Below are 11,944 nucleotides of genomic sequence, written 5' to 3'. Positions count from 1 at the left end.
GTTTGGTCCCTATCTGCCGTGGGCGTTGGAAATTTGAAGGGGGCTGCTCCTAGTACGAGAGGACCGGAGTGGACGAACCTCTGGTGTACCGGTTGTCACGCCAGTGGCATTGCCGGGTAGCTAAGTTCGGAAGAGATAACCGCTGAAAGCATCTAAGCGGGAAACTTGCCTTGAGATGAGATTTCCCAGAGCCTTGAGCTCTTTGAAGGGTCGTTCGAGACCAGGACGTTGATAGGCTGGGTGTGGAAGTGCAGTAATGCATTAAGCTAACCAGTACTAATTGCCCGTACGGCTTGTCCCTATAACATTAGCAGGTACAGAGGATAAGACGGTACAACGTTGCGTGTGTGTTGATACAACCAGTCATTACCCTAATCTTTGCTTCTTCCAGATTCATGGCCTTGTCGTCCTACAGGAGACAAGTGTCAGTACAAGTTATGCCTGATGACCATAGCAAGTTGGTCCCACCCCTTCCCATCCCGAACAGGACCGTGAAACAACTTTGCGCCGATGATAGTGCTGCAACCAGTGTGAAAGTAGGTTATCGTCAGGCTTGTTATTCGCAGTAAGAGAAAACCCCGCCAGCAATGGTGGGGTTTTTTTTCGTCTGGTGGTTTTTTTTGCGTGATACGCTGCGGGTGCTTGTCGGCTTACGCGCTGCGCGCTAAGCCGACCTACGTCGATTTACCGCCGGCCGGGTCGGGTAGGTCGGATTAGCGCGGCAAGGCCGCGCGTAATCCGACAACCACGCCAGCCGGCCAGGGTAGCCAAAGCATAAAAAAGACGAAAAAAAAGCAGCGCTACGCGCTGCTTTTGTCACTTATCACCATTGATTAAAAATGGTAAGCGACTTTGATGTTCATGTAATTGACGCCGCTATTTGGTTTCTTGTAGCCGCCGTTCGAGAAATGCTGGATTTTCGCAGCGACTTCCCATTTGTTATTGAAGATATAGCCAACGCCGATGTGGTCGCCGAACTGGAAGTGGGTCGACAGGCGGTCATCGTCGTTGTTGTACAGTTTCGACAGCATGTGCACGCCGATGCCGGCTTCAGCATAAAAACCCAGCTTGTTCGTATTTTCAAAACGGAACACGGGGGTAAAGCCCAGGTCCCACAGCTTTTGATGCTGGCCAGGGACATTCTGATAGCTCTTGGCATCCCAGCCGCCGATGCTGGCATCCCAGTAACCGCTCAGTTGCGTGCCATTCGATACGAACCAGGCTTTATCCCAGTTCGAGGTTACGCCGGCACGCACCATCTGTACTTTGACGCCCTTGGCATACTCGCCGTAGACGGAGTCGATCAGTTTGTCGTCGGCGGCAAAGCCGGCATTGGCTGCCATCAGCGCGGTAAGGGCAGCGATGGATTTAAGGATATTCTTCTTGAAGGACATAGAGGCTTTCATCGTAAAATTGGCCGTCAGGCTTGTCTTGTTTGCGCAGACACCTAGTCTTGCACATCGCTCCCGCCACCTGTTTGATCTCAGAGGTTCAATTGACATTTTCTACAAAAATCGCATTTCTCGGTATAGGCCTAATGGGAGGGCCGATGGTCCGGTGCCTGCTGCGCGCTGGATATTCTGTCACAATTTGGAATCGCACGCACAGCAAGGCCCAATTACTGCGTGCGGCAGGGGCGCAGCCAGCCATTTCCATCGCGCAGGCCGTCAATGGTGCCGACGTGGTCATCTCGATGCTGGAAGCCGGCCCCATCGTGGCGCAGGTGCTGCAGGACGCGTTGCCGGCCTTGCGCCCAGGAGCTGTCTGGATCGACATGAGCTCCACCAGGCAATCGGAAGCCCAGCAATTTCATGCCATCTTGCAGGCTGCCGGCCATGCTTTCGTCGATGCGCCCGTGTCCGGCGGGGTTGGCGGGGCGCAGGCGGGTACCCTGGCCATCATGGCCGGCGCCAGTGCCGGCGATTACGCCCGTGTCGAAGCGATTCTGGCGGCCATGGGCAGCCCGACTCTGGTGGGGCCGCCCGGTAGTGGCCAGGTGGCCAAGCTGTGCAACCAGTTGATCGTCGGCGCGACCTTGAATATCGTCGCCGAAGCCTTGCTGCTGGCCCAGGCTGCGGGAGCAGATGCGGCCGCCGTGCGCGCCGCCATCCGTGGCGGTTTTGCCGAGAGCAAGATTTTAGAGGTGCATGGCCAGCGCATGCTGGAGCGGAACTTTGTGGCCGGTGGCCAGGTGAAAAGCCAGATCAAGGATATGCACAACATCCTGGCGGCGGCCGAAGCGGCCCACGTCACCTTGCCGGTGACGCAATTGGTGACGCAGCGCTATGAAACCCTGGCCGCCACGCACCCGACGGCCGATCACGCGGCCGCCCTGCTGGCCCTGGAAGCGCTGAATCCGGACCAGCGCCTGGGCAGCGGTCCCGATCAACTGAGCTGAATTACGCGACGGGCAGGCTCGCTTCGACCAGCTTGACCCAGAAGCTGGCACCGATCGGCAGCAAGTTATCGTTGAAATCGTAGCTGCCGTTGTGCAAGACGCACGGCCCCAGGCCGTGGCCGCCATCGCGGTGCTCGCCATCACCGTTGCCGATGAAAATGTAGCAGCCGGCTTTTTCTTGCAGGAAGAAAGCGAAATCCTCCGCCCCCATGGTGGGCTCGACATTGGCGTTGACCTTGTCCGCGCCCACCACGCTTTTCATGACGTCGACGGCAAACGCCGTTTCTTTCGCGTGGTTGACCAGCGGCGGATAGTTGCGCTTGAAGTGGAAATCGACTTCCGCGCCAAAGGCGGCGGCCGTGTGCACGGCGATGTCGCGCATGCGCTCCTCGATCAAGTCCAGCACGGGCGTCGTAAACGTGCGCACGGTGCCGACCAGGCTGGCATCGTCGGGAATTACATTGGTGGCGCTGCCGGCGTGGATTTGCGTGATCGACAGCACGGCCGTATCGAGCGGGCTCTTGTTACGGGTGATGACGGTTTGCCAGCTTTGCGCGATCTGCACGGCCACCATCACAGGATCGATACCCTTGTGGGGCTGGGCAGCATGCGCGCCCTTGCCTTTGACGGTGACGTGGAATTCATTGCTGGAGGCCATCATCGGACCTTCCACCACGCTCAGGGTACCCGTTTCGGCGCCTGGCCAGTTGTGCATGCCGTAAATGGCATCCATGGGAAAGCGGGTAAACAAGCCATCCTCGATCATTTCACGTGCGCCCGCGCCGCCTTCTTCGGCCGGCTGGAACACCAGGTACACGGTGCCGTCGAAATGGCGGTGCTGCGCCAGGTAATGGGCGGCGCCCAGCAGCATGGCCGTATGGCCGTCATGGCCGCAGGCGTGCATCTTGCCGGGATGGCGCGAGGCGTGCTCGAAGGTATTCATTTCCTGCATCGGCAAGGCATCCATGTCGGCGCGCAGGCCGATGGCGCGCTGCGAGGTGCCGTTCTGGATGATGCCGACCACGCCGGTGCGGCCCAGGCCGCGTACCACGGGAATGCCCCATTCCGTCAGTTTGGCGGCAACGACGTCCGAGGTGCGCTGTTCTTCGTAGCACAGCTCGGGATGCGCGTGCAGGTCGCGGCGGATACCTTGCAGCTCGGATTGAAACGCCAAGATGGGATCAACTAGTTTCATCGGACTCTCCTGTGGATGCTGGCACGCAGCCATGTAGGGCGCGCCGGACCGCAGCTGTTTGATCAAAAACAGACGCGGCTAATGGTGCATTGTAGCCCTTGTTTGCCGGGTAAATCCAGCGCACGGCGGAGCTTGCTTTGGCGCCAACAGCAAGCACGCGGAATGGTTTACAGTATCGCCTTCCGCCAACGCTTTTTGGATTGCCCCATGACCACCACCCAAGTGCGCGCCGCCTGCCCGCTCGACTGCCCCGATACATGTGCCTTGCTGGTCACGGTGACCGATGGGGTGGCAACCAGCGTCAAGGGCGATCCCGACCATCCGACCACGGCGGGCGTGCTGTGCACCAAGGTGTCGCGCTTCACGGAGCGCACCTACCATGCGGACCGCTTGTTATACCCGCTGCGCCGCGTGGGCAAGAAAGGCGAAGGCAAGTTCGAGCGCATCAGCTGGGAAGAGGCGCTGGCGACCATCGCCGCGCGTCTGAAACCGATCGCCGCGCGCGATCCACAGGCGATCTTGCCGTACAGTTACTGCGGTACCATGGGCCTGGTGCAGGGCGAATCGATGTCCTCGCGCTTTTTCAACCAGCTCGGCGCTTCCCTGCTGGACCGCACCATCTGCGCCTCGGCCGGGGCCACCGGCTACCGCTACACGGTGGGCGCCAGCATCGGCACGGACCTGGAACAGTTCCAGAACGCCAAATTGATCATCATCTGGGGCGGCAACCCGATCGCCTCGAACCTGCACTTCTGGATGCGCGCGCAAGAGGCCAAGCGCCAGGGCGCTACCCTGATCGCCATCGACCCCTACCGTTCGCTGACGGCAGAGAAATGCCACCAGCACATCGCCTTGCTGCCAGGCACCGATGCGGCCCTGGCGCTGGGCTTGATGCATGTGCTGATCACGGAAGAGCTGGTCGACCATGACTATATTGCGCAGTACACCATCGGTTATGCTGAACTGAAGCAGCGGGCACTGGAATGGACGCCCGAGCGCGTGGCCGAGGTGTGCGGCATCACGGCCGCGGAAGTGGTGAACCTGGCGCGCCTGTACGGCCAGACCTGTCGCAATGGCGAGGGCGCGGCCATCCGCGCCAATTACGGCGTGCAGCGCGTGCATGGCGGCGGCATGGCGGTGCGCAATATCGCTTGCCTGCCCGCATTAACGGGCGCCTGGCGCCATGCGGCCGGAGGCATGCAGCTGTCGAGTTCGGGTTCCTTCCCCGTCAACCGCAAGGCCCTGCAGCGCCCCGATTTGCTGAAGGGTACGCCGCGCACCATCAACATGAGCACCATTGGCGACGATTTATTGAAAGAAAGTTCCGCCGAGTTCGGCCCGCAAGTCGACGCCGTGATCGTCTACAACTCGAACCCGCTGGCGGTGGCGCCCGATTCCTCGAAAGTGGCGCAGGGTTTTGCCCGCGAAGATTTATTTACGGTCGTGCTCGAGCACTTCCAGACAGACACCGTCGATTACGCCGACATCGTGCTGCCCGCCACCACGCAGCTGGAACACGTCGATGCGCATTCCACCTATGGCCACTTGTACATGATGGCGAACAACGCGGCCGTGGCGCCGCTGGGCGAAGCGAAGGCGAATACGGAAATCTTCCGCCTGCTGGCGCGGCACATGGGCTTTGATGACCCGTGCTTCCAGGAAAGCGACGATGCGCTGGCGGCCAAGGCATTCGACAACACGGATGCGCGCGCCGTGCATTTCGACTGGGAGTCGTTGAAGCAGAGCGGCTGGCAAAAGCTGGCCATGCCGGAGGCGCCGTTTGCCACGGGCGGTTTTCCGACGCCATCGGGCAAGTGCGAGTTGTATTCAAGCGCCATGGCCCAGGCGGGACTCGATCCCTTGCCCACGTATATCGCGCCATATGAATCCCAGGCCAGCAATCCCGCGCTGGCGGCCCGCTTCCCCCTGGCCATGATTTCGCCGCCGGCGCGCAATTTTTTGAATTCCACCTTCGTCAACGTGAAAAGCCTGCGCGCCGCCGAAGGCGAGCCGCACCTCGATATCCATCCCGACGATTGCGCCACGCGCGGCATCGTGGCGGGCGACATGGTGCGCATCTTCAACGACCGCGGCAGTTTTATGGCCAAGGCCAGGGTCACCGACAAGGCGAGAAAAGGCCTGGTGGTGGGCCTGTCCGTGTGGTGGAAAAAGCTCGCCAGCGACGGCAAGAATGCGAATGAAGTGACGAGCCAGCGCCTGACGGACATGGGCCGCGCGCCGACCTTCTACGACACGCTGGTCGAAGTGGAAAAGGCGGCCTGAGCATGGCACGGGCGCGCTGGCCAGCCCACTTGCTTGTCGGCACCGTGTGCCTGCTGCTGGGCGGTTGCACGCAGCTGCGCTACTACACGCAGGCGGCGCAAGGGCAATATGCGCTGTGGTCGGGCGCGCGTCCCATCGATGACTGGCTCAGCGACCCTGCCACGGAGCCACGCCTGAAGGCGCGCCTGGCCAAGGCGCAGGAGATCCGCCGCTTTGCCGTCAGCGAGCTGGACTTGCCAGACAATGGCAGCTACAAGCATTACGCCGCCCTGCAGCGGCCCTTCGTGCTGTGGAACGTGGTGGCCACGCCGGAACTGTCGCTGCAGCCGCTGCAATGGTGTTTCCCCATCGCCGGCTGCGTCAGCTATCGCGGCTATTACAGCAAGGACGAGGCGCTGGCGTATGCCGCCGAACTGCGGGCCCAGCACTACGACGTGCAGGTGGGCGGCGTGCCCGCGTATTCCACCCTGGGCTGGTTCGACGACCCTTTGCTGTCCACCTTTATCCACTACAACGATGCGGAACTGGCGCGCCTGGTGTTTCATGAACTGGCGCACCAGGTCGTCTACGTGCCCGGGGATTCGGCCTTCAATGAATCGTTTGCCAGCGCCGTGGAAGAGGCCGGCGTGCAGCGCTGGCTGGCGCGCGAAGGCAATGATGCGCTGCGCGCGGCGTATGCGCAATACACGGCGCGGCGCCAGGATTTTCTGGCCCTGCTGCTGCATTACCGGGGCGAGCTGGAAGCCGTGTATGCCAGCGACGCCAGCGATGCGGAGAAGCGCGCGCGCAAGGCGCAGCTGTTTGCGGAGCTGAAACAGGCGTATCAGGTCCTGAAGCAAAACTGGGGGGGATTTGCCGGTTATGACCGCTGGTTCGAGCAGCCATTGAGTAACGCGCACCTGGCGGCCGTGTCCACCTACAATGAATTTTTGCCTGCCTTCAAAAAATTGCTGGAAGAAAAAAAGAACTTTCGTGCTTTTTATGCTGCAGTGCACACAATGGCCCAGATCAAGAAGCCTGAGCGCAGGCGTGCGCTGGAACAATTGTCCAGCCCGTGACCCGTAAAGATTGTTCCGTGCACCGAGGCGAGCGATCCTGCAACAGCGTATTTATCATGCTGCATTGCAGCATAAAACACCATTAAAATTGCCGCTCGAATACTGTTGAAAGCGCTTGCATGGAAGCGCGGCGACCGATAGCATCGCGTTAGTAGCATAGAGCAATTGCTCGTCAGAATGCTCAAACTGACTGCAGGACGACAGAATCCGCAGCAATGATCCGCGCCGGCAAGGTGCGTCGGCTCCCCCACGATTATTCGAGACAAGAGGCACAGGATGGAAAAAATTTGGCTGAAGTCGTATCCTCCCGGCGTCCCCGCCGACATCAATCCTGATCAATATCGTTCGCTGGTGCACGTACTGGAAGAAGCGTTTCAAAAATATGCGGACCGCAACGCGTATGTCTGCATGGACAAATTTCTCACCTATGCCGAACTCGATGCCTATTCGCGCCAGCTGGGCGCCTGGCTGCAAAGCCGTGGCCTGAAGAAAGGCGCGCGCGTCGCCCTGATGATGCCCAATGTGCTGCAGTATCCGGTGGCCATCGCCGCCGTGCTGCGCGCCGGCTATACGGTGGTCAACGTCAATCCGCTGTACACGCCGCGCGAACTCGAGCATCAGCTCAACGATTCGGGCAGCGAAGCCATCATCGTGCTGGAAAATTTTGCCCATACCCTGGAGCAAGTGCTGAGCAGGACGGCCGTCAAGCACATCATCGTTGCCAGCATGGGCGAAATGCTGGGCGGCTTGAAGGGCGCGATCGTCAATTTTGTCGTGCGCAACATCAAGAAGATGGTGCCCGCGTATTCCCTGCCGAATGCCATGCGCTTCAAGCAGGCGCTGTCGCTGGGGGGCCGCATGAAGCTCACGCCAGTCGAGCTGAGCATCACCGATCCCGCTTTCCTGCAATACACGGGCGGCACCACGGGCGTGTCGAAAGGCGCGACCCTGAGCCACCGCAATGTGATCGCCAACGTGCTGCAAAGCGAAGCGTGGTCGGGCGCGGCACTCGACCAGAACAGCCAGGAGCAGCTGATCATTGTCTGCGCCTTGCCGCTGTACCATATCTTCGCCCTGACGGCGTGCGCGATGTGGGGCACGCGCGTGGGCGCACTGAATATCCTGGTTCCGAATCCGCGCGATATCCCGGGCCTGATCAAGGAACTGGGCAAATACAAATTTAATCTGTTGCCGGCGGTCAATACCCTGTATAACGCGCTGGTCAATCATCCTGACTTTGCCAAGCTCGATTTCTCGGGCTTGAAGATCGCCAATGGCGGCGGCATGGCGGTGCAGCAAGCCGTCAACGACAAGTGGCTGCAGGTGACGGGCGTGTCCATCATCGAAGGCTATGGCCTGTCGGAAACGTCGCCCGTCGCCACCTGCAACCGCGCCGACAGCACGGCGTTTTCCGGCACCATCGGCTTGCCGATTCCGTCGACCGACATCGCCATCCTCGATGACGACGGCAAGGAAGTGCCGCTGGGCCAGACGGGCGAGATCGCCATCCGCGGTCCGCAGGTGATGAGCGGCTACTGGAACCGTCCCGATGAAACGGCGAAAGTCATGACACCCGACGGCTACTTCAAGTCCGGCGACGTGGGCATCATGGACGAGCGCGGCTACGTGAAGATTGTCGACCGCAAGAAAGACATGATTCTTGTCTCCGGCTTCAATGTGTATCCGAACGAAGTCGAGGCCGTTATCGCAGCCCACCCGGGCGTGCTCGAGTGCGCCTGCGTGGGCGTGCCCGATGAGCATTCGGGCGAGGCCGTGAAAGTGTTTGTGGTGCGCAAGGACCCGAACCTGACCCAGGCCGTGCTGGCCGCGTATTGCAAGGAACAGTTTACCGGCTACAAGCGGCCGAAATACATCGAGTTCCGCGATGAACTGCCGAAGACCAACGTCGGCAAGATTTTGCGTCGCGCCCTGCGTGACGAAACGAAGATAGCAGCATAAACAGTGCAGGGTGTGCGCATTCAGGCGGCACACCCTTTCATACAGATAAAGATGAGGCATAGATGGACAAGATTTGGTTGAAGTCGTACCCGGACAGCGTTCCCGCTGAGATTGACTGCACGCAATACCGCTCCGTGACCCATTTGCTGGAAGAGTCGTTCCAGAAATACGCGGACCGCAACGCCTTCGTGTGCATGGATAAATTCCTCACCTACCGCGAACTCGACAAGCTGTCGCTGCAGATGGGCGCCTGGCTGCAAAGCAAGGGCCTGAAGACGGGCGCGCGCGTGGCGATCATGCTGCCGAACGTGCTGCAGTATCCGGTGGCGATGGCGGCAATCTTGCGTGCCGGCTACACCGTGGTCAACGTCAATCCGCTGTACACGCCGCGCGAATTGCAGCACCAATTGATCGACTCGGGCAGCGAAGCGATCATCGTGCTGGAAAACTTTGCCACGACGGTCGAGCAAGTGTTGCCGCACACGCAGGTCAAGCACGTGATCGTCGCCACCATGGGCGACATGCTGGGCGGCTTGAAGGGAACGATCGTCAATTTTGTCGTGCGCAAGATCAAGAAAATGGTGCCGGCGTTTTCCTTGCCGAACGCCATCAGCTTCAACAACATGCTGGCCGAAGGCGCGCGCTTGACCCTGACGCCCGTGCAGCAGGGCCATGACGATATCGTCTTCCTGCAATACACGGGCGGCACGACGGGCGTGTCGAAAGGCGCCATGCTGCTGCACCGTAACGTGATTGCCAACGTGCTGCAAAACGAGGCGTGGATTTCGCCCGTGATGACCAAGGAAATGCGTGCCACCTCGATGGGTTTCATGTGCGCCTTGCCCCTGTACCACATCTATTCGCTGACGGTCAGCGCCCTGATGGGCATGCGCGTAGGTGGCTTGAACGTGCTGATCCCGAACCCGCGCGACATTCCCGGCTTCGTCAAGGAGCTGGCCAAGCACAAGATCGTCGTCTTCCCGGCCGTCAATACCCTGTATAACGCCCTGCTGAACAATGCGGACTTCGCCAAGCTCGATTTCTCCAGCTACAAAGTGTGCAATGGCGGCGGCATGGCCTTGCAGCGCAACGTGGCGGAACGCTGGCTGAAACTGACGGGCTGCCCGCTGATCGAAGGCTATGGCATGTCGGAAACGTCGCCCGTGGTGACGGGCAACCGCGTCGATATCACGGAATTTACGGGCACCATCGGCTTGCCGTTCCCGTCGACGGAAGTGACGATCCTCAACGACGACGGCGTGGAAGTGCCGCTGGGCGAACCGGGTGAAATCGCCGTGCGCGGCCCGCAGGTGATGGCGGGATACTGGCAGCGTCCGGATGAAACGGCCAAGTCGATGACGGCGGACGGCTTCTTCAAGACGGGCGACGTGGGCGTCATGGACGAGCGCGGCTATGTGAAGATCGTGGATCGCAAGAAAGACATGATCATCGTTTCCGGCTTCAATGTGTATCCAAACGAAGTGGAAGACGTGGTCGCTTCCTGCCCGGGCGTACTAGAGTGCGCGTGCATCGGCGTGCCGGATGCCAACTCGGGCGAAGCCGTGAAAGTGTTTGTCGTGCGCAAGGATCCGAACCTGACGGTGGAACAGATCCGCGAGCACTGCAAGCATGAATTGACGGCGTACAAGAAGCCGAAATACATCGAGTTCCGCGATGAATTGCCGAAGACCAACGTCGGCAAGATCTTGCGCCGTCAATTGCGCGACGAAAAGAAGGTTGCCTAGTTCGCAGCCAGGCTTGTGCCCGCCGCCAGGTTCCGTCCTGGCTGGGCGGGCAAGCCGAAGCAGGGACGCAGCCACTGCACCTTGCTGATCAGTAGCGACGTCCCCATCCAGCAGATGGCCACCGTGCCAGCGAGTATCAGCAGCGGTTCCACCACGGGCCCCAGCTTCAGGGGCACGAGCCAGTAGGCCAGCACGATGATCGCGCTCTGGTGCAATATGTACCAGGGAAAGACGGCTTGTCGCGCCCATGGCAGCCAGTTAAAGGGGCGGTTCAGCAGCGTATGCGACCAGCCCAGGATGGTGCAGATGGCCAGCCACATATACAGCTTGCGCATGGGCCAGGAACCGATCGAGGCCCACGTCAGCAAGTTCTCCGAATAAATCTGATCAAAAACCATGTACACGGCAAACGCGGCCAGGCCCAGCCACAGCGTATGCCAGCGCAGGCGCGCCAGTTCCGCCCATAGTCCCTTGTCATTGCCCAGCCACCAGCCATACACGAACAGCGTGAAATACATGGCGTGCGCATACCAGTCATGCACCACAGCATGGGTTTCCGGATAGCGCATTTTCAGGAAGACCATGGCCGCCAAGGCGGGCAGGGCCGGCAGGACGAGTAACTTCCAGCCGCGCAAGCGCAGGAACAGCGGACGCAGCGCCGCCAGCAGCGGCTGCAATGCCACCAGCACGATGGTGTACAGCAGCAAGTACACGAGGTACCACAGATGGTTCCAGGTAAAACCATATTGCCAGCCATCGAAGGCGCCCGCTGGCCACGCATAGCCGCCAAAGTAATGCAGCAGGAACTGTCCATAGCCAGGCGCGACCAGGCCCTTGCTGACGCCTTCGCAATACGGCTGGATGGGGATGATGACGGCCATGCCGAACAGCAGCGGCAGCAGCAAGCGCCTGACCCTGCGCCACAGGAAAGCGCCGCGCTGGTGCTGCGTCATCATGGCGCACGAGACGCCGGAAACGAGGAAGACGATTTCCATGCGCCAGCGGTTGAGAAAGACCAGCGGCATGTTCAGGGCATCGGTGGCGTAGCTGCTGTGCATGTGAAAGTTCCAGCCATCCATGTACAGCAGGGCAGTGTGATAGACAATCAGCAAGCTGAAGACGAGAAAGCGCAAGGCGTCGATATCGTGACGGCGGGAATCAATGCTCATGGTCGGTGGAGGTCGGGTGACGGAAGCCCCAGCATAGGCAGCGGCGGGGCTGGCAGCCAGTAAAATGGGATCAGCGGACGGCTGGCTGGGACGAGTCGCCGGCCTGGGACGGGTGTGGGACGTTACAATCGTGCAAC

The 11,944-nt window shown here is 60.3% G+C and carries 8 protein-coding genes and 2 rRNA genes; 7 read left to right on the top strand and 3 right to left on the bottom strand.

Annotation, left to right across the window (positions count from 1 at the left end; all coding sequences use genetic code 11):
- Both JaAD80_RS06705 and rrf read left to right on the top strand, forming a co-directional pair.
- A 23S ribosomal RNA gene (locus JaAD80_RS06705) occupies positions 1-301 on the top strand; the annotation flags it as partial.
- Positions 302-440: 139 nt separating this feature from the next.
- Positions 441-553 (top strand): 5S ribosomal RNA (rrf, locus tag JaAD80_RS06700).
- A gap of 280 nt (positions 554-833) precedes the next feature.
- On the opposite strand, the gene JaAD80_RS06695 is transcribed toward rrf, so the two are convergent.
- On the bottom strand, positions 834-1,394 hold the full coding sequence (locus tag JaAD80_RS06695; RefSeq protein WP_102293457.1) for an acyloxyacyl hydrolase: 561 nt from the start codon (positions 1,392-1,394) through the stop codon (positions 834-836).
- A gap of 101 nt (positions 1,395-1,495) precedes the next feature.
- On the opposite strand from JaAD80_RS06695, the gene JaAD80_RS06690 reads away from it, so the two are divergent.
- Positions 1,496-2,398 carry an NAD(P)-dependent oxidoreductase gene (locus JaAD80_RS06690; protein WP_374755232.1) on the top strand — a complete coding sequence of 301 codons (903 nt, stop codon included), beginning with the start codon at positions 1,496-1,498 and terminating at the stop codon, positions 2,396-2,398.
- A 1-nt stretch (position 2,399) separates the two neighbouring features.
- Here the strand turns inward: JaAD80_RS06690 and JaAD80_RS06685 are convergent, their stop codons facing one another.
- Entirely contained in the window at positions 2,400-3,593 is a 1,194-nt protein-coding gene (locus tag JaAD80_RS06685) for a M20 aminoacylase family protein (protein ID WP_102293455.1), read from the bottom strand.
- Positions 3,594-3,800: 207 nt separating this feature from the next.
- On the opposite strand from JaAD80_RS06685, the gene JaAD80_RS06680 reads away from it, so the two are divergent.
- The 4 genes from JaAD80_RS06680 (at position 3,801) to JaAD80_RS06665 (ending at position 10,638) form a co-directional block, all read left to right on the top strand.
- Positions 3,801-5,876, top strand: coding sequence for a molybdopterin-dependent oxidoreductase (locus tag JaAD80_RS06680; RefSeq protein WP_102293461.1), 2,076 nt, complete (start codon positions 3,801-3,803; stop codon positions 5,874-5,876).
- 2 nt (positions 5,877-5,878) lie between these two features.
- Positions 5,879-6,934, top strand: coding sequence for an aminopeptidase (locus tag JaAD80_RS06675; RefSeq protein WP_102293454.1), 1,056 nt, complete (start codon positions 5,879-5,881; stop codon positions 6,932-6,934).
- Between the two features lie 276 nt (positions 6,935-7,210).
- Positions 7,211-8,893 carry a long-chain fatty acid--CoA ligase gene (locus JaAD80_RS06670; protein ID WP_102293453.1) on the top strand — a complete coding sequence of 561 codons (1,683 nt, stop codon included), beginning with the start codon at positions 7,211-7,213 and terminating at the stop codon, positions 8,891-8,893.
- 62 nt (positions 8,894-8,955) lie between these two features.
- Positions 8,956-10,638, top strand: a complete 1,683-nt coding sequence (locus JaAD80_RS06665) for a long-chain-fatty-acid--CoA ligase (RefSeq protein WP_102293452.1) — start codon at positions 8,956-8,958, stop codon at positions 10,636-10,638.
- Here the strand turns inward: JaAD80_RS06665 and JaAD80_RS06660 are convergent.
- The gene (locus tag JaAD80_RS06660; protein WP_102293451.1) at positions 10,635-11,807 is read right to left on the bottom strand and encodes an acyltransferase family protein; all 1,173 of its coding nucleotides are present in this window, start codon (positions 11,805-11,807) and stop codon (positions 10,635-10,637) included. The genes JaAD80_RS06665 and JaAD80_RS06660 overlap by 4 nt on opposite strands.
- Between the last annotated feature and the right edge of the window lie 137 nt (positions 11,808-11,944).

Origin of the sequence: Janthinobacterium sp. AD80, assembly GCF_002878455.1 — a bacterium.
Taxonomy (GTDB): domain Bacteria; phylum Pseudomonadota; class Gammaproteobacteria; order Burkholderiales; family Burkholderiaceae_D; genus Janthinobacterium.
This window is presented reverse-complemented; position numbering and strand designations above follow the sequence as displayed.